This window comes from Stenotrophomonas sp. YAU14A_MKIMI4_1, from assembly GCF_003086855.1.
Lineage (GTDB): Bacteria > Pseudomonadota > Gammaproteobacteria > Xanthomonadales > Xanthomonadaceae > Stenotrophomonas.
Window position 1 is genome coordinate 624,431 of the sequence record NZ_CP025998.1, and the last position, 26,867, is coordinate 651,297.

At 64.4% G+C, this 26,867-nt stretch carries 22 protein-coding genes; 17 read left to right on the forward strand and 5 right to left on the reverse strand.

Features of this window, described 5'->3' with window-relative positions; all coding sequences use genetic code 11:
- Positions 1–89: 89 nt before the first annotated feature.
- The 3 genes from C1931_RS02760 to C1931_RS02770 all read right to left on the reverse strand — a co-directional run bounded on the left by C1931_RS02760 (position 90) and on the right by C1931_RS02770 (position 4,067).
- Positions 90–1,535: a UdgX family uracil-DNA binding protein gene (locus tag C1931_RS02760; protein ID WP_234412727.1), complete on the reverse strand. Its 1,446-nt coding sequence runs from the start codon at positions 1,533–1,535 to the stop codon at positions 90–92.
- A gap of 1 nt (position 1,536) precedes the next feature.
- Positions 1,537–2,826 (reverse strand): putative DNA modification/repair radical SAM protein, encoded by a 1,290-nt coding sequence (locus tag C1931_RS02765; protein WP_108755333.1) that lies wholly within the window; start codon positions 2,824–2,826, stop codon positions 1,537–1,539.
- A gap of 110 nt (positions 2,827–2,936) precedes the next feature.
- Positions 2,937–4,067 (reverse strand): PilT/PilU family type 4a pilus ATPase, encoded by a 1,131-nt coding sequence (locus tag C1931_RS02770; protein WP_108748415.1) that lies wholly within the window; start codon positions 4,065–4,067, stop codon positions 2,937–2,939.
- Between the two features lie 123 nt (positions 4,068–4,190).
- Between C1931_RS02770 and C1931_RS02775 the strand changes: the two genes are divergently transcribed.
- The 17 genes from C1931_RS02775 to C1931_RS02855 all read left to right on the forward strand — a co-directional run bounded on the left by C1931_RS02775 (position 4,191) and on the right by C1931_RS02855 (position 25,174).
- Positions 4,191–4,556, forward strand: coding sequence for a DUF4398 domain-containing protein (locus C1931_RS02775; protein WP_108755334.1), 366 nt, complete (start codon positions 4,191–4,193; stop codon positions 4,554–4,556).
- A complete protein-coding gene (locus C1931_RS02780; protein ID WP_108752087.1) occupies positions 4,553–5,437 on the forward strand; it encodes an OmpA family protein in 885 nt (294 codons plus the stop codon). The genes C1931_RS02775 and C1931_RS02780 overlap by 4 nt, the downstream gene beginning before the upstream one ends.
- A 323-nt stretch (positions 5,438–5,760) precedes the next feature.
- Positions 5,761–5,997 carry a YdcH family protein gene (locus C1931_RS02785; RefSeq protein WP_108748418.1) on the forward strand — a complete coding sequence of 79 codons (237 nt, stop codon included), beginning with the start codon at positions 5,761–5,763 and terminating at the stop codon, positions 5,995–5,997.
- A gap of 379 nt (positions 5,998–6,376) precedes the next feature.
- Positions 6,377–7,747 carry a pyridoxal-phosphate dependent enzyme gene (locus tag C1931_RS02790; protein ID WP_108755335.1) on the forward strand — a complete coding sequence of 457 codons (1,371 nt, stop codon included), beginning with the start codon at positions 6,377–6,379 and terminating at the stop codon, positions 7,745–7,747.
- A 123-nt stretch (positions 7,748–7,870) separates the two neighbouring features.
- Positions 7,871–9,052, forward strand: a complete 1,182-nt coding sequence (locus tag C1931_RS02795; RefSeq protein WP_108755336.1) for a cystathionine gamma-synthase — start codon at positions 7,871–7,873, stop codon at positions 9,050–9,052.
- A gap of 2 nt (positions 9,053–9,054) precedes the next feature.
- Positions 9,055–9,849, forward strand: a complete 795-nt coding sequence (locus C1931_RS02800; protein ID WP_108755337.1) for an ABC transporter permease — start codon at positions 9,055–9,057, stop codon at positions 9,847–9,849.
- Positions 9,839–11,197: an ABC transporter ATP-binding protein gene (locus C1931_RS02805; protein ID WP_108755338.1), complete on the forward strand. Its 1,359-nt coding sequence runs from the start codon at positions 9,839–9,841 to the stop codon at positions 11,195–11,197. The genes C1931_RS02800 and C1931_RS02805 overlap by 11 nt, the downstream gene beginning before the upstream one ends.
- A complete protein-coding gene (locus C1931_RS02810; protein WP_108755339.1) occupies positions 11,194–14,691 on the forward strand; it encodes a glycosyltransferase in 3,498 nt (1,165 codons plus the stop codon). Before C1931_RS02805 ends, C1931_RS02810 begins: the two co-directional genes overlap by 4 nt.
- Entirely contained in the window at positions 14,688–15,716 is a 1,029-nt protein-coding gene (locus tag C1931_RS02815) for a dehydrogenase (protein WP_108755340.1), read from the forward strand. The genes C1931_RS02810 and C1931_RS02815 overlap by 4 nt, the downstream gene beginning before the upstream one ends.
- Positions 15,713–16,291 (forward strand): D-sedoheptulose 7-phosphate isomerase, encoded by a 579-nt coding sequence (locus tag C1931_RS02820; protein ID WP_108755341.1) that lies wholly within the window; start codon positions 15,713–15,715, stop codon positions 16,289–16,291. The genes C1931_RS02815 and C1931_RS02820 overlap by 4 nt, the downstream gene beginning before the upstream one ends.
- Position 16,292: 1 nt before the next feature.
- The gene (locus tag C1931_RS02825; protein WP_108755342.1) at positions 16,293–16,991 is read left to right on the forward strand and encodes a sugar phosphate nucleotidyltransferase; all 699 of its coding nucleotides are present in this window, start codon (positions 16,293–16,295) and stop codon (positions 16,989–16,991) included.
- Positions 16,988–17,587, forward strand: a complete 600-nt coding sequence (locus C1931_RS02830; RefSeq protein ID WP_199913904.1) for an HAD family hydrolase — start codon at positions 16,988–16,990, stop codon at positions 17,585–17,587. The genes C1931_RS02825 and C1931_RS02830 overlap by 4 nt, the downstream gene beginning before the upstream one ends.
- A gap of 66 nt (positions 17,588–17,653) precedes the next feature.
- On the forward strand, positions 17,654–18,706 hold the full coding sequence (locus C1931_RS02835; RefSeq protein WP_108755343.1) for a methyltransferase domain-containing protein: 1,053 nt from the start codon (positions 17,654–17,656) through the stop codon (positions 18,704–18,706).
- Between the two features lie 128 nt (positions 18,707–18,834).
- The gene (locus tag C1931_RS02840) at positions 18,835–21,318 is read left to right on the forward strand and encodes an LTA synthase family protein (protein WP_159095443.1); all 2,484 of its coding nucleotides are present in this window, start codon (positions 18,835–18,837) and stop codon (positions 21,316–21,318) included.
- 780 nt (positions 21,319–22,098) lie between these two features.
- Positions 22,099–23,874, forward strand: a complete 1,776-nt coding sequence (locus tag C1931_RS02845; protein WP_159095444.1) for a hypothetical protein — start codon at positions 22,099–22,101, stop codon at positions 23,872–23,874.
- A 2-nt stretch (positions 23,875–23,876) separates the two neighbouring features.
- Positions 23,877–24,323, forward strand: a complete 447-nt coding sequence (locus C1931_RS02850) for a GtrA family protein (RefSeq protein WP_108755346.1) — start codon at positions 23,877–23,879, stop codon at positions 24,321–24,323.
- 2 nt (positions 24,324–24,325) lie between these two features.
- Positions 24,326–25,174, forward strand: coding sequence for a glycosyltransferase family A protein (locus C1931_RS02855; RefSeq protein ID WP_108755347.1), 849 nt, complete (start codon positions 24,326–24,328; stop codon positions 25,172–25,174).
- Between the two features lies 1 nt (position 25,175).
- On the opposite strand, the gene C1931_RS02860 is transcribed toward C1931_RS02855, so the two are convergent.
- Complete coding sequence (locus C1931_RS02860) at positions 25,176–26,132, reverse strand: glycosyltransferase family 2 protein (protein ID WP_108755348.1); 957 nt, start codon at positions 26,130–26,132, stop codon at positions 25,176–25,178.
- The gene (locus C1931_RS02865) at positions 26,122–26,811 is read right to left on the reverse strand and encodes an NAD-dependent epimerase/dehydratase family protein (RefSeq protein WP_108755349.1); all 690 of its coding nucleotides are present in this window, start codon (positions 26,809–26,811) and stop codon (positions 26,122–26,124) included. The genes C1931_RS02860 and C1931_RS02865 overlap by 11 nt, the downstream gene beginning before the upstream one ends.
- Positions 26,812–26,867 lie beyond the last annotated feature (56 nt).

Sequence of the window (26,867 nt, forward strand, 5' to 3'; positions counted from 1 at the left end):
CCATGACGAGGCCGGCGTACCGCACAGCGCTGCCACGCGGCAACGACTAGGGCAAGCCGCGATACTTGGCCAAGCGTGGGACCCTGGAGTTACCCGCGCGCGTGGCCGGCCTGCGCATTCACCAGCATCTGCCGCAGGTCCTCGCGGAACAGCCGATAGCCGGCCTCGCGGCGTGCCTCATCGCCCTGCCGCAGCACCCACGCCGGGTGCACCGTGGCATAGCCGCGGGTGCCATCGTCCAGCGTGTGCCAGCGCCCGCGATCACGGGCCAGGCTGAAGTCCCGCCCGAACACGGCCATGGCGGCGGTCGCCCCCAGGCACACGATCAGCTGCGGCCGCACCCGCGCGATCTCGCCCAGCAGCCAGGGCCGGCAGGCATGCACGTGGCGGCTTTCCGGCCGCTTGTGCAGCCGCACCTTGCCGCGTCGCTCATGGTGGAAATGCTTCACCGCGTTGGTCAGGTACAGCGTGGCGCGGTCGATGCCCAGCTCGGCCAGCGCACGGTCCAGCAGTTGCCCGGCGGGCCCGGCGAACGGGCGGCCGCTCAGGTCCTCCACGTCACCGGGCTGCTCGCCCACCACCATCACCCGCGCATCGGCCGGGCCCTGGCCGAACACGGTCTGGGTGGCCGGCTCCCACAGCGGGCACTGCTGGCAGGTGCTGGCCTGCGCGCGCAGCGCCGCCAGGCTTCCATCCACGGCAGGGGCCGACAGCACCCGTGCCGGCACCCGCCGTTGCGGTGCCTGGGCGGGACGGTCGTGCATGTCCTGCACCCGGCCTGCCGCCTCGCGCACCAGGCCCGGCAGCAGCTGCGCCTCGGGCAGGTGCCGCCAGTACTTGGCCGGCATTTCCTGCTGCATCATCCGGGTGTTCAGCCGCGCCGGGTTGAAGATGCTGGCGTAGTAGGTCTGCCACAACGCCTCGCGCGCGTCCTCGGCCGGCGCATCTTCGCGCCGGCCACCCGGCCCGAAGCTCAAGGCCTGGCCGTCCCACTGCACGCTGCGACCGGGGGTCAGGATCGCCCAGCGCATGCCGGCGAAGCGGCGCGCGAAGAACGGTGCCACGCGATCCACGATGTGGTGTTCCGGTTCGAACCAGGCAATGAACGCGTCCTGTTCGCCGGGCACTTCGCGGAAGCGTACGAAGGCCTTCATCTTGTGCGTGTCGCGGCGCACCGCTTGGGCCATCGCCATCGCCCGCAGTACGTCGGCGTCGGTCGGGTTGGACAGCACCGCGCGTTCGCCATGGGTGATCCGCCACAGCAGCCGGTACAGCAGGGCCATGCGTTGTGGTTCGCGGTGGCACAGCACGGTCGCGGCCAGTTCCAGGAAATCACGCGGCACGCCGGGTTGCGCGCCCTGCGCCGGGTTGGCCGTCGCGTCGGGCAGGGCAGGGGCATCCAGCAGCGAGGCCTCATGGCCCGGCAACCAGTCCAGCTGCGATGGCGGCACCGCAGCCAGCAGCGCCCCGCGCGCGCCATCGCGCCAGGCCTGCAGCGACCACGGCGGGTCCACGCGTAGCGACCAGCGTTGCACGTCAGGCCGCCGGTGGCGCGTCGAACAGCGACCCCTGGCGCGGCGGCGGCGCCAGCCGCGCACGCAGCGCGGCCGGGTCGTCCAGCGCGCTGCGCGGGTGGTGGTCGGCCAGCTGCACGAACGGCAGCAGCTTGTTCATGGGCGCCTTCAGGCGCGCCACGTCGGCCACCCGCAGTCGTCCGTGCCGGCGCGCCATCAGCACCCGCTTCACGTTGCGCACGCCCAGGCCCGGTACGCGCAGCAGCAGTTCCTTCGGCGCGCGGTTCAGGTCCACCGGAAAACGCTCCGGGTGCCGGATCGCCCAGGCCATCTTCGGGTCGATATCCAGATCCAGCATGCCGTCGCCGCTGTTGTCGGTGATCTCATCCACGCCGTAGCCATAGAAGCGCAGCAGCCAGTCGGCCTGGTACAGGCGGTGTTCGCGCTGCAGTGGCGGTGGCTGCACCGGCAACTCGCGGCTGGCATCGGGAATGGGGCTGAAGGCCGAGTAGTACACCCGCCGCATGTGGTAGTTGCCGTACAGCCGATCGGCGCTGAGCAGGATCTGCTGGTCGCTGGCGCCGTCGGCACCGACGATCATCTGCGTGCTCTGCCCGGCCGGGGCGAAGCGAGGCGGCCGCGGGCGCGCGCTGCGCGTGGGCGTGGCCGTGGCCGGCACGGCAGGCGGCGCGCGGCGGGCTTCCTTGGCCTCGTCGATGCGCCAGCGCAGTTCACCCATCGCACCGCGGATGGTATGGCTGGTCTTTTCCGGGGCCAGCGCGGCCAGCCCGGCATCGGTCGGCAGTTCCACGTTGATCGAAAGGCGATCGGCATGGCGGCCTGCACTGGCCAGCAGTTCCGGGGACGCCTCGGGAATGGTCTTCAGGTGGATGTAACCGGCGAAGCGATGCTCCTCGCGCAGCTGCCGGGCCACTTCCACCATGCGTTCCATGGTGTAGTCGGCGTTGCGGATGATGCCGCTGGAAAGGAACAGCCCTTCGATGTAGTTGCGCTTGTAGAAATCCAGGGTGAGCGAAACCACTTCCTCCACGCTGAAGCGCGCGCGCGGCACGTTGCTGGAGACGCGGTTCACGCAGTACGCGCAGTCGTACACGCAGAAGTTGGTCAGCAGGATCTTCAGCAGGGACACGCAGCGGCCATCGGGCGTGTAGCTGTGGCAGATGCCCATGCCCTCGGTGCTGCCAATGCCGCCAGACGTGCGCGAATCGCGTTTGCCGGCGCCACTGGAGGCGCAGGAGGCATCGTATTTGGCGGCATCGGCCAGGATGGCCAGCTTGCGAAGGGTTTCCATGGCGGAAACCTACGCAGGGGCTGTCTCATTCGGTGAGACAGCCCCTTAACCCTTCAGGATTGCCGCCGGGCATGGCCCGGCGCTACCCGTACCATGCCCGGCGGATGGGCTCAGAACCCGTGGGTGATGCTGGGCTGGGTGGCCGACGAGAAATCGGCGTAGGGATCGTGTTCGCCACTGCCGCCTTCGGACAGGCGGAACTTCAGCGCCAGACCATCGCGCGAATCGGCCGCACGCAGCGCCTCTTCCTGCTCGATCACGCCGCTCTTGGCCAGCCGGAACAGGCACTGGTCGAAGCTTTCCATGCCTTCTTCCAGCGACGATTCCATCGCCGCCTTGATCTCGTGCACCTGGCCGCGGCGCAGCAGGTCGCGGATCATCGGCGTGTTGATCAGCACCTCGGTGGCCGGCAGGCGGCGCCCGGCCTTGTTCTTCACCAGGCGCTGGCTGATTACCGCACGCAGGTTCAGCGCCAGGTTCATCAGCACGTTCTTGTGCGCGCTTTCCGGGAAGAAGTTCAGGATGCGCTCGATGGTCTGGTCGGCGTTGTTGGAATGCAGGGTGGCCAGGCACAGGTGGCCGGTTTCGGCGAAGGCGATCGCCGCCTCCATCGTTTCCGCATCCAGGATTTCGCCGATCAGGATCACGTCCGGCGCTTCACGCATCGCGTTCTTCAGCGCGTTGTGGAAGGCATGGGTGTCCAGCCCGACCTCGCGCTGGTTCACGATCGACATCTTGTGCTTGTGCAGGTATTCGATCGGGTCCTCGATGGTGAGGATGTGCCCGGTGGTGGTGCTGTTGCGGTGGTCGATCATCGACGCCAGCGAGGTGGACTTGCCCGAGCCGGTGGACCCCACCACCAGCACCAGCCCTCGCGGGGTCATGATCACATCCTTCAGCACCTGCGGAAGATTGAGCTCTTCGATGCTGGGAATGCGGCTGCGGATGGCACGGATGACCATGCCCACCTCGCCGCGCTGCTTGAACACGTTGACGCGGAAGCGACCGGCGTCGGGCAGGGCAATGGCCATGTTGAGCTCCAGCTCGCGCTCGAACTGCGGCACCTGGCCTTCGTCCATCAGCGAGTAGGCGATCTTCTTCACCATGCCCGGCGGCAGGCCGGTATTTCCCAGCGGGTACAGCTTGCCTTCGATCTTGATGTACACCGGCGCACCGGTGGTCAAGAACATGTCCGAGGCGTTCTTTTCGGTCATCAGCTTCAGGAAGTAGCCGATATCCATCGCGAATTTTCCCCAACGAAACCGCCAGCGACCGTTGCAAGCACGGCGTCGGCTTGACGACAATGGCCACGTACCGACAACCGGGCACGGGCCTCCCCAATGAAACGACTTAGCTTCGCACAAATGCGCCAGGGCCTGTATGTGATGGCGTTGGCATTCGCGGTGTCTGCCCCCGTTGGGGCGCAGGAAGCCGCGCTGGAACTGGCCCAGGCCCAGCAGGCCGTGGAAAAGGCCACCCGGGCCGATGCCGACCAATATGCGCCAGACCTGATCGGCCTGGCCCGACAGGGGCTGGAACAGGCCCAGCGCGCCGCCGGCGACCGCCGCGAGCGCAAGAACGCCCCGGCCCTGGCCCTGCGCGCGGCCGCCGACGCCGACCTGGCCCGCGCCCGCAGCGAGGAGGCCACCGCCACCGCCCAGCTGCAGCTGCGCCGCAACGAGGTGAACCAGCTGCAGCGCCAGCTGTCGACCGGGGAGGACCGTCGATGAAGACGCTTTCCACCCTTGCACTGGCCACCGCGCTGGCCCTGCCGGGCCTGGCCCTGGCCGCCGACAACCCCATGGTGGGGCAGCTGACCCAGCGCCTGATGGCGATCCAGGCCAACCCGGACACCGCTGAACTGGGCGCTTTCGAGCGCATGCAGGCCCAGCAGGCCATCGCTACCCTGGAAAAGGCCAAGCGCCGCGACCAGGAGCTGGCCACCTACCTGGCCGAGCGCCGTGTGGATATCGCCGAAACCAGCGTGCGCGCCGCCCTGGCCGCCCGCGAGGTGGACCGCCTGGAGCGCACCCGCAGCGATCTGCTGATCGAAGCCAGCCGCCGCGACGCGGCCCGTGCCCGCCAGGAAGCCGAACAGCTGCGCATGCAGGCGCAGATGCAGGCCGAGGAGTCCGAGCGCCTGCGCCTGGCCGCCGAGGCCGAGACCCTGGCCCGCCAGGACGCCGAAAACGCCCTGACCAGCGTGGCTGGCAAGCAGCAGCAGCGCCTGAGCGCGGCCCAGCAGAACGCGGCCAAGCTGGCCCGTGAAGAGGCCGAGCTGGTGTCCGGGCAGAAGCTGCCGGGCTCGAAGTTTGACGGTCGTGGCGAAGTCTTCACCCTGGGCGGTGACGCCTTTGCCGCCGGTGCGGCCGGCCTGTCCGGCGGGGCGAAGAACCAGGCCAAGGCCCTGGCCGAGTACCTGAACATCGGCAAGAAGGGCCGGGTGCGCATCGAGGCCTATGACAGCGCCACTGGCGTGGGCCAGAAGCGTGCCGAAGCCCTGCGTGACGCGCTGGTGGCGGCCGGTGTCGCAGGCAACCGCATCCAGGTGGCCGGCAAGAAGGCCGCGTCCACCAAGGCCCGCTCGGCCGAGGTCATCGTGGCACCGTAATTGCTTGAATTTGTTTGTTTTTCGTTGCTTTGAGTATTCAGCCTGAACCCCGCCACGGCGGGGTTCGGTCTTTTTGTCGCAGGGGCTTGAACCCGGCCTGCAGCAAGCGTAGGGTCAATCGTCCGGGACGCAATGCCGCGGACCGGACGATGGGAGGGCCGGGCCGATGCAAGCAGGGCGCGAACCGCAGCAGACCGACGTGCGCAGGCCAGTGCCGCGGGTCGTGGTGCGCACCCATGTGGCCATCTCCCGGCGCTCCTCCATGAACAACGCCCCGTGCCTTGCGGCCGGGGCGTTCGTGTATCTGTCGAAGGAGGTCCATCATGTTTGAAGATCAGCCCCAGAGCGAGATCGACGCCCGTCGCGCGTGTGATCCGGAGTTCCGGGCACTCCATGACCAGCACCGTAAATTGAACAAGAAGTGCATGGACGCGGAGTTGGGTGTCCTCCCGATCGATGATGTCACCCTGGGTCGAATGAAGCGCGAGAAGCTGCTGGCCAAGCAACGCCTTCTGCGTATGTACGAAACCCCGCTTCCCACGACGTCCCCCACGCACTGACGCACGCGCTCACGCCCGGAACGGCGTGATCCGGCCAAAGAAGGCCCGGCCAGGCACGTGACCTGGCCCCGCGGTATCGCCGGCAACGGCGGCCGCGCCAAGGCACCACAGGCGGTGGTGCCTTGGCCCGCAGGCCCCGGCCTGCGGACATCCCATCAGCCTGAGTCCACCGATGCGGGCGGTACCGGTCTCCTCGTCGATCCGGGGCCGTCCGCATCCTCCTTTCCTGGTCCGCCTGACCCTGCTTTGGTAGGGGCCAACCTTGGTTGGCCCGCCCTGGCCGCCACAAACGCATGCGCATCGCGGTGCCTGACTTTCGGCGCCATCCGTCGGATAATCCATGGTCCGGCCCTGCGCGGCGCGAAACGAAAGTCCCCGAATGCCCATCCATTCTTCCGTCCTCGAACTCATCGGCAAGACCCCGATCGTCAAGGCCCAGCGCCTGGATACCGGTGTCTGCGAGCTCTACCTGAAGCTCGAAAGCGCCAACCCGGGCGGATCGATCAAGGACCGCATCGGCCTGTCGATGATCGAGGCCGCTGAAAAGCGCGGCGATCTGAAGCCCGGCGCCACCCTGGTGGAAGGCACCGCAGGCAACACCGGCCTGGGCCTGGCCCTGGTCGCGCAGCAGAAGGGCTACAAGCTCATCCTGGTGGTTCCCGACAAGATGAGCCGGGAAAAGATCTTCAACCTGAAGGCCATGGGCGCCGAAGTGCGCCTGACCCGTTCGGACGTGGCCAAGGGCCACCCCGAGTACTACCAGGACCTGGCCCAGACCATCGCCGAGCAGACCCCCGGCGCCTACTTCATCAACCAGTTCGGCAATCCGGACAACCCGGCCGCGCACGAATTCGGCACCGGCCCGGAAATCCTGGAGCAGATGGGCGGCGACCTAGACGCGATCGTGTTCGGTTGCGGCAGCTCGGGCACCATGACCGGCCTGTCGCGCGCCTTCGCCAAGCTGTCGCCGAAGACCGAACTGGTGCTGGCTGACCCGGTAGGGTCCATCCTTGCCGAGTACATCAACGACGGCAACCTGAACGACAAGTCGGGCAGCTGGCTGGTGGAAGGCATCGGCGAGGACTTCCTGCCCTCGATCTCCGATTTCAGCCGCGTCACCAAGGCCTACCCGATCACCGACGCGGAAAGCTTCCACACCGCGCGCGAGCTGCTGGGCAAGGAAGGCATTCTGGGCGGTTCGTCCACCGGCACGCTGCTGGCCGCCGGCCTGAAGTACTGCCAGGAACAGACCACGCCGAAGAAGGTGCTGGTGCTGGTGCCCGACACCGGCAACAAGTACCTGTCGAAGATGTACAACGACTATTGGATGCTGGACAACGGCTTCCTGCAGCGCCCGCAGCACGGCGACCTGCGCGACCTGATCCTGCGCCCGTACGGCCAGCGCGACACCGTGGTAATCGGCCCGAACGATCTGCTGACCACCGCCTACCAGCGCATGAAGCTGTACGACGTGTCGCAGCTGCCGGTGATGGACGGCGACCAGCTGGTCGGCATCGTCGATGAAAGTGACGTGCTGCTGCACGTCTATGGCGACGAAGCACGCTTCCGCGACCCGGTGGGCACGGCCATGGTCAGCAAGCTGGACCGGCTGGACGTGAAGTCGCCCATCGAGGCCCTGCTGCCGGTGTTCGACCGCGGCCAGGTGGCCATCGTCATGGACGGCAACGCCTTCCTGGGCCTGATCACCCGCATCGACCTGCTGAACTTCCTGCGCCGCCGCGTGCAGTAAGCGCACGATCACGCGCGTTCGCTGCTGAATCCCGGTTTATCCGCGTCAAAGCTCGTTAAGGGCGCGCTGATAGACTCCCGCTCCTTCGACGGCGCCGAACACCGGCGCCATTCAGGAAACGAAATGTCCAACGCTTCCAAGCCCGATCGCGCGCTGGCCCTGGCCACGCTGGCCATCCACGGCGGCCAGTCGCCCGATCCGAGCACCGGCGCGGTGATGCCGCCCATCTACGCCACCTCCACCTACGCACAGTCCAGCCCGGGCGAGCACCAGGGCTTTGAGTACTCGCGTACGCACAACCCGACCCGCTTCGCCTACGAGCGCTGCGTGGCCTCGCTGGAAGGCGGCACCCGTGGCTTTGCCTTCGCTTCGGGCATGGCCGCCAGCAGCACCGTGATGGAACTGCTGGACGCCGGCAGCCACGTGGTGGCGATGGATGACATCTACGGCGGCACCTTCCGCCTGTTCGAGCGCGTGCGCCGCCGCACCGCCGGCCTGGATTTCAGCTTCGTCGACCTGACCGATCTGGCCGCCTTCGAAGCGGCGATCACCCCGCAGACGAAGATGGTCTGGATTGAAACCCCGACCAACCCGATGCTGAAGATCGTGGACATCGCCGCGGTGGCTGCCATCGCCAAGCGCCATGGCCTGATCGTGGTGGTGGACAACACCTTCGCCTCGCCGATGCTGCAGCGGCCGCTGGAACTGGGCGCCGACCTGGTGCTGCATTCGGCCACCAAGTACCTCAACGGCCATTCGGACATGGTCGGCGGCTTGGTGGTGGTCGGTGACGATGCCGAGCTGGCCGAGCAGATGGCCTTCCTGCAGAACTCCATTGGTGGCGTGCAGGGCCCGTTCGACAGCTTCCTGGCCCTGCGCGGCCTGAAGACCCTGCCGCTGCGCATGAAGGCGCATTGCGCCAATGCACTCGCGCTGGCGCAGTGGCTGGAAAAGCACCCGGCGGTGGAAAAAGTGATCTACCCGGGCCTGCCTTCGCACCCGCAGCACGAGCTGGCGGGCAAGCAGATGGCCGGCTTCGGCGGCATTGTCTCGATCGTGCTGAAGGGCGGTTTCGAGGCGGCCAAGCGCTTCTGCGAAAAGACCGAGCTGTTCACCCTGGCCGAATCGCTGGGTGGCGTAGAAAGCCTGGTGAACCACCCGGCGGTGATGACCCATGCCTCGATTCCGGTGGCGCGCCGCGAGCAGCTGGGGATCAGCGATGCGCTGGTGCGGCTGAGCGTGGGCGTGGAGGAGTTGGGGGATCTGCAGGTGGATCTGGAGCGCGCATTGGGCGAGAACAGCTGAGCATGAGCATTCTGTCGGTCTTCGGTAAACATCGTTCGCTCACCTTCGAACTGACCCAGCGAGAAGTTCTGGGGCGCTATCGCGGCGCCAGCTTCGGCCTGCTCTGGTCGCTGATCAGTCCGTTCCTGATGTTGCTGGTCTACACCATGGCCTTCGGTTTCATCATGAAAGGGCGCTGGCCAGGATCGACCGGGTCCACCACCGATTTCGCCCTGATCCTGTTCGCGGGGCTCACGGTACATGGCTTCTTCGCTGAGTGCTTCACCCGTGCGCCGCAGTTGATTGTGAGCAACACCAGCTACGTCAAGCGCGTTGTGTTTCCGCTGGATATCCTGGTGTGGAGCATGACGCTGTCGGCGTTGTTCCATCTGTTGATGAACATGGTCGTGCTGCTGCTGCTGTACCTGTGCGTAAAGGGCAGCATCCACCCCACGGCCGTGTTGTTGCCTGTGGTGGTTTTGCCGCTGGTCATCCTGACGGTCGGCATCGGTTGGATCACCTCGGCGCTGGGCGTCTACCTGCGCGACATCGGCCAGATCGCCGGCGTCATCGCAGCGGCCATGCTGTTCCTGTCCTCGGCCATCATCCCGGTTGAATCGGTACCGGCCAGCTATCGCATCGTGTTCGAGCTCAACCCGTTGACGTTCATCATCAACCAGGTGCGCGAAGTGGTGATCTGGGGCCGGTTGCCTGACTGGGCTGGCCTGGGCCTGTATACCGCCATCGCCTGTGTCGTGGCCTTCATTGGCCATCGCATGTTCAACAAGCTGCGCGTGGGGTTCGCCGATGTCCTCTGAAGTCGCCATGGCCGAGACCGTCATCGAGGTCACCGGGGTCGGCAAGTCCTACCACATGTACGAACGTCCCTCGCACCGCCTGTGGCAGGCGCTTGCCGGAAAGCGCAAGTCCTTCTACAAGGATTTCTGGGCGCTGCGTGACGTGAGCTTCTCCATCCGCCGCGGTCAGACCGTAGGCATCGTCGGTCGTAACGGTTCGGGCAAGTCGACCCTGCTGCAGATGATTGCCGGCACCTTGAACCCTACCGAAGGCAGCATCAAGGTGAAGGGGCGCGTAGCCGCGCTGCTGGAGCTGGGCAGCGGTTTCAATCCGGAGTTCACCGGGCGCGAGAACGTCTATCTCAATGCCACCATTCTCGGGTTGAGCCGGGCGCAGATCGACCAGCGCCTGGACAGCATCCTGGCGTTCGCGGACATCGGTGAGTTCATCGATCAGCCGGTGCGCAGCTATTCCAGCGGTATGTCGGTGCGCTTGGCCTTCGCCGTCATCGCCCATGTCGACGCCGATATCCTGATCATCGATGAAGCGCTTGCCGTGGGCGATGCGTTCTTCTCGCAGAAGTGCATGCGCTTCCTGCGTGAATTCCAGAAGAATGGCACGCTGCTGTTCGTCAGCCACGATGCCGCCGCCGTGACCAACCTGTGCGAGAACGCCGTGTGGCTGCAGAACGGTCGCATGCGCCTGTCCGGAACCTCGCAGGAGGTGGTCGAGGCCTACATGACCGAACAGCATGTGGTGGGGCGGCGGGAGGTGGGCGATGCCGAGATCGTCGTGGAGAAAAAGCAGCGCAGGCTCGCTTCCGATGCACCGGATTTCCGTCATGAAGCGTTGCTGGAAGCAGGTGTTTCCAATCGCATCGCGCTGTTCCAGTTCGACCCGGACAACGTGGGGCAGGAGTTTGGTGCCCGCGGCGCACGCATCATTGACGTCAGCATGACCGACAGCCAAGGGCAGCGTGTTGGCGTGCTTGAGGGGGGCGAACTGGTCCGCCTGCAGGTGCGTGTTGAGCTGCAGCAAGCGTTGGACAACCTGATCGTCGGGTTCTACGTGAAGGATCGGTTGGGGCAGCGTCTGTTTGGCGACAACAGCTACTTCGCTTGCCGCGACACGCCCGTTTCCGGCAAGGCAGGCGAACAGGTTGTCGGTACCTTCGTGTTCCGCATGCCGATCATGCCTTCCGGTTCCTACATGGTCGATGCGGCGGTCGCTTCCGGTGACCAGCATGACCATACACAGCAGCACTGGATCCACGACGCACTGGAGTTCCGCGCCATGGATGAAACAATGCGCTTTGGCTTGGTTGGCCTGCCGATGCTGTCGATCCAAGTTTCCAAGGAGTTGCAATGATCGAATTCACCGGTGAGCGTTTCGTGCCGACCGAACATGGCGTGATCCGGCAGGAGCACCTGCATCGTTACGCGTGGTGTCTGCCGATCGTGGAAGGCAAGGACGTTCTGGATGTCGCCAGTGGTGAAGGCTATGGTAGCGCGATGCTCGCTTCCCGCGCCCGCTCCGTGCGCGGCGTAGATATCTCCCCGGAGGCGGTGGATCACGCGACCGAGCGCTATGCTGCACTGTCCAATCTGGGGTACGTGCAGGGCTCGGCTGCCGCCATCCCCTTGCCTGACGATTGTGTTGACGTTGTTGTGTCCTTCGAGACCATCGAGCATCTGATGGAGCAGAAGGAGATGATGGCCGAAATTCGTCGTGTGTTGCGGCCAGATGGCGTGCTGGTCATGTCCTCGCCCAATAAGGAGGTCTACTCTGATCGGGCCGGTTATCACAACGACTTCCACGTGAAAGAGCTCTACCAGAATGAGTTGCTGGAACTGGTCGGGCAGCATTTTCCGGCCGTGCGTCTGTGCGGTCACCGCATGGCCGTGTGCTCGACGATCACGCCGCTGTCGCAGGTGGAACGCAAGGACAGCTATCAGGCGCTGACAGATACCGGCTCGGGTGTCGAAGCGCGTGTCGCCAGCGTCCCCGATGCGGTGTACTTCGTGGTTGTTGCCGCAGCAGACGCGTCTCTGCTACCTGATACACCCGCTTCAGTGCTCTACGCTGAGGATGAGGATCTGTACGCGCAGCACCATGACATCGCCCGGTGGGCGCAGGGGTTGGACACCGAGCGCGAGGTTACCGTTCGATGGGCGCGTTCGCTGGAGTCTGAGTTGGAGAAATCCCGCGCCGATTACCAGCGCCTGGAAGGCGAGTTCGAGGAGCGCACGCGCTGGGCGCTGGAGCTGGACCAGGTCGTCCAGGGCCGTGGCGGCAACAACGGCGCTGCCGAGCTGCGAGCACGCCACGACGCGTTGCAGGCGCAGCTGGAACAGTCGCAGACTCAGCTGAAACACTCGCAGGTGCAGCTGGAACAATCGCAGACTCAGCTGAAACAGTCGCAGGACCAGCTGGAGCGCTCGCAGAGCGACAAGGCGGGTGTTGAAGCTGACTTGCAGCGCCACCGGGAAGCTGCGGAACACGAAGCGGCCGAGTTGCGTCGCTTGCTGCAGACGGCGCAGGAGGCCGTTGCCGGCCGTTCCGAGGTCAGCCGTGAACTGCAACGGCGCTCCGGTCTTGCGGTCCTGCCCGGTCAGGAAGACACATCCGAGCTTGCGGTGCAGCGGGTCATCCGCGAGTACGACGAGCAGCTGGCAAGCCTCAACGAAGCATTTGCCAAGGTGCTGGCCTCCAAGTCCTGGCGTATCACCCGCCCGATGCGTTTCGCCTCGCGTCTGGCGCGTGGTGACGTGCCGGCCATCATTGCATCGCTGCGTGCCAGCGGCCTGGCCCGGCACCCGCTGCTGGCACCGTTGGCGCGGCCCGTGCGTGCGTGGCTGCTGCGCCACGACAAGGGGCAGATCGCCCCCCCCGCGGGGCTGGAACTGCAGTCGGTCGTGGAAGATCCCGACGAAGTCCTGAAGACCCTGTCTTTCCCGGTGCACGACGCACCGGAAGTCAGCATTGTCATTCCCACGTACGGCAACCTGCCGCATACGCTGGCCTGCCTGGCCTCGATCGCGGCTCACCCGCCGGCGGCGACCTATGAGGTGCTGGTGCTGGAGGATGCGTCTGGCGACCCGGAAATCGAGAAGCTGGTGCCGGTCCCGGGCCTGCGCTTCCATCACAATCCGCAGAACCTTGGTTTCCTGCTGTCCTGCAACCAGGCACTGGAACTGGTTCGCGGTCGCTACACCTACTTCCTCAACAACGACACCGAAGTGCGTGCGGGCTGGATGGACCAGATGCTGGACGTGTTCCAGCGCATGCCCGACTGCGGCATGGTCGGTTCCAAGCTGGTTTACCCCGACGGACGACTGCAGGAAGCCGGTGGCATCATCTGGCGCGACGGCTCGGCCTGGAACTATGGGCGCCTGGATAACCCGGCCAGCAGCCAGTACAACTACCTGCGCCCGGTGGACTACTGCAGCGGCGCCAGCCTCCTGATTCCAACTGCGCTGCTGCGTGAGCTGGGTGGCTTCGATCCCGAGTTCGTGCCGGCCTACTGCGAGGATTCCGATCTTGCCTTCCGCGTGCGCAAGGCGGGTTACCAGCTCTATTACTGCCCGACCTCGGAAGTCGTGCACTACGAGGGCATCTCCCACGGCACCGATACCGGCAGCGGCATCAAGGCCTACCAGGTTGCCAACCAGAAGAAGCTGCGCGAACGCTGGCAGGATGAACTGGCACGGCACGAACCCAACGGCGAGCACGTGGTGCTGGCGCGGGACCGTGCCTGGCAGAAGGAAACGGTGCTGATCGTCGATCACTACGTGCCGCAGCCCGATCGCGATGCCGGCTCTCGGACCATGGTCGCCTTCATCGATGCGCTGCTGGCCCGTGGCTGTGTGGTCAAGTTCTGGGCCGACAACCTGTACTTCGATCCGATCTACACTCCGCCGCTGCAGGCCCGTGGCGTGGAAGTGATGTACGGCGGCCAGTGGGTTGGGGGCTTTGCCCGGTACCTGCAGGAAAATCCGCACGTGCGCACGGTGATGCTGTCGCGCCCGCATATTGCCGAGCACTACATTGATGCTCTGCAGAAGCATCCGGGTGTGCGTACCGTCTACTACGGCCACGACCTGCATTTCCGCCGCATGGACATGGAAGCGCAGCGTAACGGTGGCAGCGATGGTGATGCGCGTTCCATGGAGATGCTGGAACGGCGCATCTGGAAGGCCGTCGACCGCGTGCTCTATCCATCGGCCGAAGAGGCGCAGGACGTTTGCATGCTGGAGCCGTCTGTCGATGCACGCGCGATCCTGCCGTACGCCTTTGACCACTTCAACGACACCGCCGTGCCGACGCAACGTGCCGGCATCCTGTTCGTTGCCGGTTTCGCCCACGGCCCGAACGTCGATGCCGCCAAATGGTTGGTCGAGTCGGTGATGCCGCAGGTCTGGGCGCGCCATCCTGGCGTGAAGCTGTCGCTGGTCGGTTCCAATCCGACCGACGCCGTTCGTGCGCTGGCTGGCGACCATGTCGAGGTGACCGGTTTCGTCAGTGACGAGGAACTGGCCCAGCGCTACGGCGCCGCGCGCGTGGCCATCGTGCCGCTGCGGTTCGGCGCCGGTGTCAAGGGCAAGGTTGTCGAAGCGATGCAGCATGGCCTGCCGCTGGTCACCACCGGCGTGGGCGCGCAGGGCCTCATTGGCCTTGACGCGGTGGCCACGGTAGCGGACGGGGCCGACCACCTTGCCGCGGGTGTGCTGTCCTTGCTGGAAGATGACGCCCTGTGGCTGCAGCGTTCGCGCGATGCGGCCAGCTACTGTCGTCAGCAGTTCTCGCGTGATGCGCTTGGACGCGCATTGGAATCCGCATTTGCCATGGAGAAGAAAGCATGATCGTTCGTTCACGCGCCCCGCTGCGCTTGGGATTGGCAGGAGGCGGCACCGACGTCTCGCCGTTCTGCGACCAGTTTGGTGGCTTCGTCATGAACGTGACCATCGACAAGTTTGCCTACGCGACCCTTGATGTCTCGCCTGACGGCCTGGTGGAATTCCACGCACAGGATGCAGGCGTCTGCGAACGCGTCGACCCGCAGGCGGTCGATGCCGGTCCGGGGCCACTGCAGTTGATGAAGGGCGTCTACCTGCGTGTCTGCAATGACTTCCTGCAGGGCGAACGTCCTGCCATCCGCATCCGTGCCCATTCCGATGCGCCGCCCGGTTCAGGCCTGGGCTCGTCCTCGACGATGGTCGTTGCCTTGGTTACCGCCTTCGCCGAGTACTTCGCGTTGCCGCTCGGCGAATACGAAATTGCGCAGTTGGCGTACCGCATCGAGCGCGTCGACCTGCAACTGTCCGGCGGCAAGCAGGATCAGTACGCCGCGGCATTCGGTGGCTTCAACTTCATGGAGTTCTACGACGCCGACCGGGTCATCGTGAACCCGCTTCGCATCAAGGACTGGATCTGGTCCGAACTTGAAGCAGGCCTGGTGCTTTACTTCACGGGTGTCTCGCGTGCATCGGCCAAGATCATCGATGAGCAGTCCCGCAACATCAAGGAAGGCAAGGCCAGCTCGCTCGATGCGATGCATCGGCTGAAGGTCGAGGCCAGCCAGATGAAGGAGGCGCTGCTGCGCGGTGATTTCGAGCGGCTGGCGCAGGTGATGCAGTCTGGCTGGGAGGCCAAGAAGCTCAGTGCCAGCAGTATTTCCAACCCGATGATCGATGAGATCGAAGCGCTGGCAATGCGCCACGGCGCGCGCGCGACCAAGGTCTCTGGTGCTGGTGGTGGTGGCTTCATGATGTTCCTCTGCGACCCGGCACACCGGGTCGACCTGGTGCGTGCACTGGCGGGTGCCGGCGGCACCGTATTCGATACTCACTTCACCCACCAAGGGGCAACGGCATGGAAAATCGGATGAACGACTTCATCAAGGCTGAATTCGGCAAGACGCTTGAAAACTTCCAGCGCATGTCCGCCGATAGCGCGCTGGCCGCGCAGATCGAGCAGGCGGTGGCGCTGTGTGTGCATGCGCTCAAGAACGGTCGGAAGATCCTGTTCGCGGGTAACGGCGGCAGCGCTGCCGATGCCCAGCACTGGGCGGGCGAGCTGGTCAGTCGTTTCTACTACGATCGCCCGGGTCTGCCGGCCATCGCCCTGACCACCGACACGTCCATCCTCACCGCCATCGGTAACGACTACGGCTACGACTACACGTTCGCCCGCCAGATCGAAGCACTTGGCCAGGAAGGGGATGTGTTCGTCGCGATCTCGACCTCGGGCCGTTCGAAGAACATCATGCGCGCGCTCGAAGCCTGTGAAGCCAAGGGCGTGCGCGTTATTGGATTCACGGGTGAGCACGGTGGCGATATGAAGGACCGCTGCGATATCTGTTTCCGGGTGCCTTCCAACGAGACGCCGCGCATCCAGGAGGGGCACGAGTTCATCGGCCATCTGCTGTGTGCGTTGATCGAAAGCGAAATGTTCCCGCGCTGACATGGCCGCTGACGAAGTACTGATTCTGGCCGGAGGATTGGGCACGCGCCTGCGGGCGGCGGTGCCCGATCTGCCGAAGCCATTGGCACCCGTGGCCGGTCGGCCTTTCCTGGCCTATCTGCTGGACCGCTACGAGGCGGCAGGCATGCGGCGGGTAATCCTCGCCATCGGCTATCTCGGGCAGCACGTGGAGCAGGCGGTGGGCGCCCGGTGGGGAGCCATGGATGTCGTGTACTCGCGTGAGTCGGAACCGCTGGGTACAGGCGGTGCGATCGCCCAGGCCGCGCGGCTCTCATCGGGCAATGGCCTGCATGTGTGCAACGGTGATACCTATCTGGAGTACGAGCCGGCTGCGCTGGAGAGCGCCGCCGCAGGCCTTCCGATTGCCATTGCACTGGCATCGGTTCCCGACGTAGCGCGCTATGGCGCAGTTGATGTCGAAGACGGTCGGGTGCGCAGGTTCCGTGAGAAAGGCGGTGGCGGTCCGGGCCTGATCAATGCGGGCAGCTACTTCCTTACCCGCCAAGGGCTGGAAGCATTGCCTGTGCAGGATCGCTACTCTTTCGAGCAGGATGTGCTTGAACCGTGGGTGGTGCGGGGGTGTGTGGGGATGATGGCTGAGACCTCCGGGTTCATCGATATCGGGGTGCCCGAAGATTTTGCCCGGGCGCAGCATCTCTTCGCTCGCGTACAGCGATGAACGCCGCGATGCCGACGCCGATCCTCAACCCGTGTAGTGCCGGCGGTCTGCCTCCTTCGCGGCGCGCCTTGCTGCTTGACCGCGACGGCGTGATCAACGTCAACTTCGGCTACGTGCATACGCCTGAAACCACTGAATGGGTGGAGGGCATTGATGCCTTGTGTGTGGCAGCCCAGAGTGCCGGCTTCGGCCTGGTGGTGGTGACGAACCAGGCGGGGATCGGGCGTGGGCTCTACACCGAATCGCAGTTTGCTGACTACACCGCGTGGATGTTGCGGCAGTTGTCCGCGCGAGGCATCGATATCCTGCGTGTGTACTATTGTCCGCACCATCCCACCGCCGGCCAGGGCATTTACCGGGCGCAGTGTGCGTGCCGCAAGCCAGCGCCGGGGATGATCCTGGCCGCCGCACGGGATCTGGGCATCGATCTGGCCGGCTCGGTGATGATGGGCGATAAAGCGTCGGACATGCAGGCGGCGCTGGCCGCCGGTGTGGGGCGCTGCATCCAAATTGATGATCCATTGGATGCGCGTCTGCCCGGGGTGGCTTATGTACGCGATCTCAGCCAGGCGCGCGAGGTCCTGCTGGGCGCTTGATGATGCTAGTGTGGCGAAGTGTGCAGTGTGGGACTCGGTGTCGCGGTATCACCAGGGAGACGCAGCATGAACCAGGATCGCCAAGACGTGCCCGAGCCAGGGCATACCCTCAATCCGTCTGCGGAGGCGGGGGAGCTTTCGCCAGCGGACAGCAGCGGTGAAGCCGCTGACATCGCTGGCACGGAGGGGGCGCCAAGCGCGCATCACGCATCGCAGGCAGATGACGATCTCCAAGAAGACAGGGAGCCGGATCCGCCGTTGATTCAGGCGCCTTGTCCGCTCTGCCAAGAGGCTGCACCGTTATACACAACGATCGATGCGGTGGCGTATCACGCCTGCGCGACCTGCGATTTCATTTTTGCTGATCCAGTACTGCTCGGCCGCATCGACCAGGGCTTGGCCGCCCGCGAATACGATGCCCAGTACTGGGCAGCTGAACTGGCATCGGCACGCCAGCGCTCATATGGATCATCCATGGCCCGGCTGGCAGAGGCGCTGCTCTACTGCACTGTTCCGGTTGAGCGATTCATCGATATCGGTACTGGTCCCGGATATCTCCTGGATGCGGTTTCCCATTATCTTCCGCACTCCGCACAGCGTTTCTATGGGGTGGAAAAGTACCCGCCGGCGCAGCAGTATCGCACCGGCAATGCCAATTATCTCTGTGCCGACCTCGCTGATGTCCAGATGACGTTCCAATGCGGAATCTGCGTGGAAGTCCTGGAGCATCTCACCCCGGCGATGGCCAGGGGCGTGGCTGCGGCGATGGCCAACGTCTCCGGGCCTGGGTCGTTGTTCCTGTTCAATACGGGCCTCACCGACTATGTGCGCAACGAGGACCCCGGCTATCTGGACCCGTACTTCCGTGGCCATGTCACATGCTGGTCGGTAACCGCCGCGCGCCGGATCTTTGAACCTGTCGGCTTCCAGGTCCACCCGTTGCCTGGGAAGAGCTGGGCATTCATCGTGGAAATGCCGGGGCCATCGGCACGCACGGCAATTTCCATGGGTGATCGCATCTGGACACCTGAACCGGAGAACGTGGACATCCTGGTTTCCCCGCAGACCGGGGAACTGATGCATATCCTAGGCAGGGAAAGCGCGCGCGCCTATTCCTGAGGGATCCTGCTCCGACCGTGTCATCGTGGTCGCCGTTGACATTCTGATTCGATGAATAGCGCACAGCGGCGCCGAGAGGCGGTCTGCTATCATCCGGCGTGAAAATTTTGTGACCGGAATGTGAAAAGTTGAATCACGCAGTCAAGCAGGATCCCTCATCCGCGCCACGTTGTACGGTCTCGTTCGCACTCGGCCTGGCAGTTTTCGGAACGTTGCTCATCGGCGCGCTGCGCTGGCTGGTGATAGACGGCGCTCCGGGGCCTGCGGGCATCCTGCTGGATGCAGTGTTTGCGGGGTTGTTCGTGTTGCTGGTGCGTGGCGCTGGGGCCAGTCGTGCGCAGGCAGTGGCGGCGGTGGCAATCTGGCTGCTGCTTTTCCAGATGGCGCACATCCTCAAGTTGTCCGCACTGGGCTCGCCGGTCTTCTTCAGCGACATCTTTACCTTGGGCGTGCTCGCCAGCGTGCTCAAGACGTGGCAAGTCGTGCTCGCTGCCGTGACGGTGCTGCTGTTGGCCGGCGTGCTGCTGTACGGCGTGTGGCCGACCCGCCTGCGCCGCTTGCCATGGTCGATCGCCGCATTGCTGCTGCCTTTAGCGCTGTACTTCGGTGCCCCCTGGGAAGCGCGCATCGTCGATGCCGTGCTGCCGGCGCCGGCCAGCGACTACGTCACCCATCTGCAACGACGTGGTGGCATGCAGTTCCTGTTGGACCAGCGGGCGCGCAAATATGAGCTCGCGCTCAAGGGCCGCAACGTGCTGGCAGGGCTGCGCCTGGATGAGCGCCCGCAGTTGGCAGCGCGACGGAATGTGCACCTTGTGCTGCTGGAAACCTTCTGGGACCCCATGGCATTGAAGGCCTTCCAGTTCGACCGGGATCCCTTCGATCCTCGGTTCCGCGCGATGCTGGAGCAGGGGGGCAATTCGGCGGTGATGACGCCGCACTTCGGCCACCTTACCGCCAATGCCGAATTTGAAGCGCTGTGTGGGCTGCCGGCCACCGAGGATGCGGTCTTCCAGAGCCGCATGAAGGATGTGTTGCCATGCCTGCCGCGCCTGCTGCGCGAGCTGGGCTATGAGACCTTGGCCTCGCATACCAACCACCAGGATTCCTGGGGCCGTGATACCGCCTATAAGTACATGGGCTTTGCACAGTTCAATGCCTATCAGGCGTTCGTGCGCGACGATCTGGACGGCGTGTTCCTGAACGATGCCAGCTTCTTCAGGCAGAACCGCGAAGTGCTGGCGCGGACGGATCGCTCCACCCCCCATTTCAACTATCTGGTCACCATCAGTTCTCACTATCCCTATCAGCTCAACCACGAGCGGCGGCCGCCTCTGGTACAGGTCACGCCGGCCAATGCCGTGGTGCAGAACTACGCCGATGCACTGGCCTACTCAAGCAAGGCCTTCATGGATTGGGTCGAGGCGGTGCGCGCGGACGATCCTGATGCGCTGATCGTGGCATTTGGCGACCACGCCCCGGCCATGCCGCCGGACCAGGCGCCGTATGCAATGTCCGGCATCAATACCAGCAGCCGGCCCTTCGACGGTGCCGACACGCTGGTGGCCATGTCGCGTACGCCTCTGCTTTTCATCGACGGCCGCAAGGGCGCGGTGGATGTCGGCACCATGCCCTTGGAATTCCTTCCGGTGGCCATCACCCGTGCGCTGGGTGTGGTTCCGGGGCGGCTGCCCTATCTGACCGACGACATGGTGAGCCAGCGGGCCCATGACAGTACCCGCTTCCTGGGTAACGTCCTGACCCGCGACAACGGCCAATGGCAGCTGTGCCGCGAGGCACCGGCCAAGGGCACGGCCTGCGCCGAGGCGGTGCAGCTCTATGATCGCAAGCGGGCGTTGCGCAATGTGCTGCTCGCCGAGTCGCGCGCGAACTTCAATGCGTTGGGTGGGGCATGGTTGAACATGGCTACGCCGATGCAGTTCGGCAGCGGTGAATGCCTGCTGGAGGTCAGTGATTGGGGCCCGAAGGATGCCGTCGCCGGGGCGCCGTTCAACAAGCAGAAGGAAAGTGGCCTGAGCGCGACCTGGATGAAGGTGGCGCGTATCCAGGGCAGCCCGCAGCTGCGCATTGGCGCGGTGACCACCCCGGTGGTGGGTTCCGGCGACATCCTGGCGGGCTTGTGGCCGGCGCCCAGCGTGATCAACCAGGCAGGAAGCCAGCCAGTCCAGGTGATCTGCGGCGGCAAGGTGGTCAACGTATTGGGTGACATGCAAGTGCGCCCAGCCCCGAGCGCGGCCAGGGCGATGCCAGCCACTGTTACTGGGCCTTTGAAGGTGGTGCTGGAGGGGCAGGGCATGGCCTCGGTCTCAGCCACTGCGGTATCCGGCCAGTGCACGGCGCAGGGCATGCAGCAGGGTGTGGTGCGCGTCCAGTGGTCGCGTACGCCGGTTGCCGGTGACAGCGGCATGCGTGTCCTGATCGAGCAGGAAGGGGGCGTGCGCCAGCTCTGGAGCGCCAGTGGTCCGGGGGGCGAGTCTACGACGGGGCCATGGGCGACGGAAAATCTGAAGCTTTGGTTTGAAGATGCCGGTGGTGGCGAGCTGGGGTCGGCGGTGCTCAGCGCACCGTCCTGCATGGTAGAGCCGTCTTAATCCTGATTTCTTTGCCAATCATAAGAATGTCTATTCGGCGCGGATCGTAGGTCGACCCGGTTGCACGTCATGCCCCAGTGTTGCCGGTGACGAGTCGCAATACTCACTACTTGTACCTCCGGCTTCATATCGAGCGACTTCAGGTGCATGTCAGCAAAGCCAACTAAGGGTGTCTGCGGAGTAACCGCCCGCGATGATCGCCCATGTGCTTGGTTTGGGCGTCCTGCCTCTAATGCCCTGAACCTCGCGTTCCCGGCGGGTATTGCATTGGCCTTGGGCTGCCTCTGGCGCAGCTGCAGAGCCCCAGGCCGCGACCTGAATTCTGGTGTAGGACCAGCCCCTCACGCTGCTTGCAGAGTTTGGGGATCGGGCGAATGGGGGGGGCGAAGTCCAGTTCCGCCCGCGCCACGCCATTCCCTGGGGGAACTTGTGGTCGATTCGACCGGGAGCACCGCACCTGCATAATTTCCTGCAGTCACTGATGAAGTGAGGCGGCGCAGGGGATACATTGCAGCCTTGGATTATTGTCTTGGTGCACCAAGCGGGTCCGTCATTTGGACTCTATGCTGGAACCGAAAACATCAACAGCACTACGCGTGTGGAAAGAGATGGCGCAATTGCAAGGTGGGCCTTCCGGTGAATTTTCCCGGGTCTTTGCGCATGGGCGTCCGTACACGCGGCGGCTGGCTGCGGGCGGCTCTATTATCTACCATAGGGGCCCGCGCGTTCAGACGGTACGCGCCCGCGCTGCCATGGAGCTGCACCTTGGAAAAGTCATCGATGACCATGCATCTGTCCGACTATTGGGTGCGGCCCCGCGTTCAGATAATTGTCGGCGCGATGGCCGTGCTGTTCTTTGCCATTGTCCACCAGGTCTATCTAGGCAGGGCGCACCCGGACGCGCTGTACATGGACTCGCTGCGGCTGCTGTTCCAGCTGGACCAGTGGGAAGCCGGCACCCTGTCGACGCTTGACTTCTGGGGCCAGGGTTCGTCCCATCGCGGGTTTGTCAACCAGCTGTTCCTGCTGATCAATGTCAATCTGTTCCACCTTGACGTGCTGTTGATCAATCGGATCACGGGTCTGGTTACCGCCACCGTAGCCTTGATACTGGTGCTTGCGTGGTGCCGGGACAGCAGTGCGGCGCTTCGTACGCGTTCCGATGCGCTGGTGGTCATGGCGGTGTCGATCACCATCGCAGGGCTGTGTCACAGCTGGGCCGGCTTCGAGCTCTTCACGCTGGACCTTGGCTTGCCTCTGTGGGTAAAGAATCTGTGTTTCGTCGGATTCTTCAGCCTGCATGCGCGCCTGCTGTCAGGGGCCTCGCGGCATCCACACCTGTTGAGCGCGTTGCTGGCCGTGCTGGCGGTGGTGGTGGTGCTGGTGGTCGGCATGGGCTGGAACTATGCCTTCATCGGCGCGGTGCTGGCCTTGCAGGTGCTGTCCATGCTGCCGGCATGGCGCGCGCCGGGGCGCTGGTACGGCCTGCTTCCCTGCGTGTCGATGCTGGCAGCGTTCGCGCTGTACCTGGCGTCGGGCACGGTGACTGACGCCGCCGTGCAAGCCAACACCTTGGCGATCAGTGGCGATACACCCTTGATCACCCTGTATGCGCTGGGCTCCACCATTGGCAATCCTGCGGCCATCACGCAGCGGTTGCCGGTCTGGGTGATTGCGGTCGCCGGCGCGGGCATTCTGCTGACCGGACTCATTGCCGTGCTGGCCTGGTTGCGCCGCGGTGCGCCTGGCTCGCGCCTGCCGATCTACCTGATCGCTTACGGCGCGCTGGTGGCCTTCTCGGTCACCCTCGCGCGCGGTGCCGACGGTCCAGGGGGGGTGATGGCATCGCGGTACTACATGGATCTGGTGTTGGGGCTGATCGGTGTGGTCTGGATCATCGTGCGTGAACTGCGCGCGCTGGGAAGCACGCGGAATGCAGCAGTGCTGGTCTGGGGCATGCTGGCTGCGATTGGCGTGATGCATCTGGGTACCTATTACTACGAATGGCGCGCTGCTCCCTATCGGGCGCTGGCCTTCGCAGACATGAACCGGGCGTTGTTGAATTCCGTGCCTGATGACAATGCCGCAGCGCTCTTGCAGTCTCCGTTGTCGCATGCGAGGCAGGGCGTGGAAATCATGCGCGAGCGACAGTTGTCGATCTTCGAAGGTCATCCGGAACTGCGTTGTTCCGGTGCCGATGTTGCGTTTGCGCAGGGCTGGCGCAAACCGGAAACGCAGGGGCGCTGGTTGAAGACCGATGGCGAGCTTACGCTGCCGAAGTCATGTGCATGCGAAGTTGTAGCCGATTTCTACGTGCCCATGGTCTTCCACGCGCGCCGCGTCGAAGTTCGTCGCGCCGGCCAGATGCAGAGCGTGTCGATACTGCTGCCCGGACAGACCAGCAGTGTTGAACTGGGCAAGGCCGGTACCGAGGCAAGGGTTGTGCTTCACGCCGCACCTGCGCCGGACCACACCCCTGCCGAGGCCGGTACTGCAGACGAGCCGGAACTGGGCGCGCTGCTGACCGGCTTCTCGGTGCGCTGCGCGGTGCCCTGAACATGGCCAGCCCGAAGAAGCCTGATGCGCCGTTGTTCAGTGGGGAGGCTGGCCCGCTGCAGCGGTTGATCAGGGATCAGCGCGTGCTGTTCCTGCTGGTCGGCGGTGCCAATACCGCCTTCAGTACTGCGCTGTTTGCAGCGCTGAGCTGGTTGCTGGGGCCCAGCGTGCCCTCGGCGGTCAGCCTGTTCATCGCTTGGGTCGTGTCCCTGGTGTTGGTGTTCAACGTATACCGGCACCTGGTGTTCCGGGTCAGTGGCCATGTGCTGCGTGACTTTCTGCGATTTGTCGGGGTCAATACGCTCAGTTTCCTGTTCAACGCAGGGGCTCTGACGCTGCTGGTGGAAGGGGCTGGTCTGCTAGCCATTCCGACGCAGATCTGTATTACCGTCGTGGTTGTGGTGTTCAACTACGTCGGCCACAAGTATTTTTCTTTCAGAAGGACGTGATCATGCAGGCTGAACTGGGGCGGGTGCCGCGCGTGTCGGTGGTTATCCCGGCCTACAACAACGGGCGTGATATCGCCGCGACCGTGCGCTCGATCCTGGCCCAGGATTACCTCGATTTCGAGCTGGTCATTGCTGATCATTCTTCGGCCGACGATACCGCTGCAGTCATCGCCTCGTTCGCGGACGACCCGCGCGTGCGGGTTCTGGAGCCTACCCCGGCCGGAGGTGGGGCGCAGGCCAACTGGAATCGGGTCAGCCAGCATGCACGTGGCGAGTTGATCAAGCTGGTGTGCGGTGACGATCTGCTGGCGCCGCATGCGTTGCGCATGCAGGTGGCGGCCTTCGATGCGAACCCGAGCGCGGTGTTCGTTGCTTCCCGTCGTGATCTGGTCGATGCAGGGGGCAAGCAACTACTCAAGGCGCGCGGGCTGGCGGGCCTATCCGGTTGCATTCCCGGGCGAGAGGCCGCATTGGCGTCCATTCTGGCTGGCACCAACATCTTCGGCGAACCCTGCTGTGTGATGCTGCGCCGGGACGCGTTGGAGCAGGCCGGTTGGTGGGATGCGCGTTTCCCGTACTTGATCGACCAGGCCAGCTACAGCAACGTGATGATCCAGGGGGACATGGTCGCGCTACCGGAAGTGCTGGCCAGCTTCCGGATCAGTGCCAGCCAATGGAGCGTGCGCTTGATGCGCCAGCAGTCCGAGCAGGCTATCGCTTTCCATGAGTCCTTTGCGCGCGAACATCCTGGCCTGGCTACGTCGGCACAGTTGCGGCGTGGCAACCTCAAAGCGCGCGTGATGGCATGGGCTCGCCGCCTTGCCTACATGTGGCTGCGGCGGCGCATGTAACTCAGCTATCGATGGTGGGGTCGGCGTCCAGGTTGCAACGCTCACCCACCACGAATTGCGGGCGGTTGTTGACGTTGAGCAGGATCCGGCCGGTGTATTCGCCGATCGCCCCCAGGGCCAGCAACTGCAGGCCGCCCATGAAAAGGATGGCGACGATCAAGGAAGACCAGCCCACGGCCAGGTCCGGATTCATCAGCTTGCGGGCCACAACGATCAGGGCGAACAGGAAGGCGGCGCCTGAGGCGGCGATGCCGGCCAGCGACACGAAGCGCAGTGGCACGATCGAGAAGCTGGTAGCCATCTGCATCCACAGCGCAATCGACTTGCGCAGGCTGTAGCCGGACTTGCCGTCTTGCCTGAGGTGGTGACGCGCGGTGATTGAGCTGAAGTTGCTGGTAGACTGCAGCAGCAATCCATCCACGTACACGAACGGGCCTCTGTAACCCAGCGCGGTCTGGCAAACCTCGCGGCGAATGCCACGGAAAGGCGACAGGTACAGCCCGGTGGGTTTGTTCAGCAGACGGCTGGCGACCCAGTCGTTGAAGCGGCTGCCCAGGCGCTTCCACAATGCATGCTGGCGCGCTTCGAAGCGCACATAGACAAGATCCGCGCCGGCTTCCAGCGCTTCGACGATCCGCGGAATGTCGTTCGGATCGTGCTGCAGGTCATCATCCATGGTGATGATGTAGCGCCCCCGTGCATGGGCAAACCCTGCCATCACGGCATTGTGCTGGCCGGCGTTGCGGCGCAGGTTGATTCCCTTCAGCCAAGGGCGGTCGGCGGCGAGTGCCTTCAGTACCTCCCATGAATTGTCGGGGCCGTGATCATGTACCAGCACCGCCTCAAATCCGCCAGGGCCGGCGACGGCACTTAGCGATTGCTCGAGCTTCTGCACAAGCGAGGGCAGGATCGAAGCACTGCCATAGACAGGAATGACAACGGAAATTTCAGGATTCATGAGGGGTGCCGTAGTACTTCTGGATCACGCGAAGGGGATAGTCTGGACCAAGATCCAGTCCAATGTCGCGCGCAACGGCCTCGGCCAGCGAGCTGTCCACATGCATGTGCTCACCACGTTCGACCAGCTGCACGATCGCCTTCTTTTCCAGTACCTGTTCAAACAGCTCCACCAGGTGCGGCATGGCCAGCGACCATGGCGAGGCGATGGAGGCCAGCGCAGGGGCGTCGCTTGAAGCGAGCAGACGTGTGGCGATGGCGGCCACGTCATCGATGTCGATCAGGTTGCGCTGGGCGCGCGTCCACAACGTCAATGGCCGAGCCTGCACGATGCAGTCGCGCAGATAATTGGTGAGTGTATTGGGGTTGCGGGTGCGGCCCACTACCTGGGGTAGCCGGAACACCACGCCCTTGCCCGAGTCGAGAACCCGCTTTTCCATGTCACGCTTGTGCTGGAAGTAGGGGGAATTCTGTTCGGGATTGACGACATTGCAGCTGCCGAAATACACCAGGCGCTTGCTTGACTGGTCAAGCGCGGTCTCCAGCAGGGTGCGTTCACGTAGAAAAACAGCCGCGTCGCGCTCGCCGGAGTTGGACACGCCAGACGCAAAGACAAGGGTGTCTGGATCATCGGCAAAGCCATGGAAGGCACGCGCGATCAAGCCGCTACCCAGGATCATGCAGCGATGTCCGCGAAGGAGGGCGACAAACTCTTCATAGTCATGACCACGCTACA

Excerpts from the sequence above, each read along its gene's own strand:
- C1931_RS02800 (WP_108755337.1), top strand. The coding sequence starts at position 9,055 with ATGAGCATTCTGTCGGTCTTCGGTAAACATCGTTCGCTCACCTTCGAA.
- C1931_RS02825 (WP_108755342.1), top strand. The coding sequence starts at position 16,293 with ATGGCCGCTGACGAAGTACTGATTCTGGCCGGAGGATTGGGCACGCGC.
- C1931_RS02775 (WP_108755334.1), top strand. The coding sequence starts at position 4,191 with ATGCGCCAGGGCCTGTATGTGATGGCGTTGGCATTCGCGGTGTCTGCC.
- C1931_RS02815 (WP_108755340.1), top strand. The coding sequence starts at position 14,688 with ATGATCGTTCGTTCACGCGCCCCGCTGCGCTTGGGATTGGCAGGAGGC.
- C1931_RS02790 (WP_108755335.1), top strand. The coding sequence starts at position 6,377 with ATGCCCATCCATTCTTCCGTCCTCGAACTCATCGGCAAGACCCCGATC.
- C1931_RS02830 (WP_199913904.1), top strand. The coding sequence starts at position 16,988 with ATGAACGCCGCGATGCCGACGCCGATCCTCAACCCGTGTAGTGCCGGC.
- C1931_RS02845 (WP_159095444.1), top strand. The coding sequence starts at position 22,099 with ATGACCATGCATCTGTCCGACTATTGGGTGCGGCCCCGCGTTCAGATA.
- C1931_RS02765 (WP_108755333.1), bottom strand. The coding sequence starts at position 2,826 with ATGGAAACCCTTCGCAAGCTGGCCATCCTGGCCGATGCCGCCAAATAC.
- C1931_RS02860 (WP_108755348.1), bottom strand. The coding sequence starts at position 26,132 with ATGAATCCTGAAATTTCCGTTGTCATTCCTGTCTATGGCAGTGCTTCG.
- C1931_RS02855 (WP_108755347.1), top strand. The coding sequence starts at position 24,326 with ATGCAGGCTGAACTGGGGCGGGTGCCGCGCGTGTCGGTGGTTATCCCG.
- C1931_RS02805 (WP_108755338.1), top strand. The coding sequence starts at position 9,839 with ATGTCCTCTGAAGTCGCCATGGCCGAGACCGTCATCGAGGTCACCGGG.
- C1931_RS02770 (WP_108748415.1), bottom strand. The coding sequence starts at position 4,067 with ATGGATATCGGCTACTTCCTGAAGCTGATGACCGAAAAGAACGCCTCG.
- C1931_RS02795 (WP_108755336.1), top strand. The coding sequence starts at position 7,871 with ATGTCCAACGCTTCCAAGCCCGATCGCGCGCTGGCCCTGGCCACGCTG.
- C1931_RS02785 (WP_108748418.1), top strand. The coding sequence starts at position 5,761 with ATGTTTGAAGATCAGCCCCAGAGCGAGATCGACGCCCGTCGCGCGTGT.
- C1931_RS02780 (WP_108752087.1), top strand. The coding sequence starts at position 4,553 with ATGAAGACGCTTTCCACCCTTGCACTGGCCACCGCGCTGGCCCTGCCG.
- C1931_RS02810 (WP_108755339.1), top strand. The coding sequence starts at position 11,194 with ATGATCGAATTCACCGGTGAGCGTTTCGTGCCGACCGAACATGGCGTG.
- C1931_RS02850 (WP_108755346.1), top strand. The coding sequence starts at position 23,877 with ATGGCCAGCCCGAAGAAGCCTGATGCGCCGTTGTTCAGTGGGGAGGCT.
- C1931_RS02820 (WP_108755341.1), top strand. The coding sequence starts at position 15,713 with ATGAACGACTTCATCAAGGCTGAATTCGGCAAGACGCTTGAAAACTTC.
- C1931_RS02835 (WP_108755343.1), top strand. The coding sequence starts at position 17,654 with ATGAACCAGGATCGCCAAGACGTGCCCGAGCCAGGGCATACCCTCAAT.
- C1931_RS02865 (WP_108755349.1), bottom strand. The coding sequence starts at position 26,811 with ATGATCCTGGGTAGCGGCTTGATCGCGCGTGCCTTCCATGGCTTTGCC.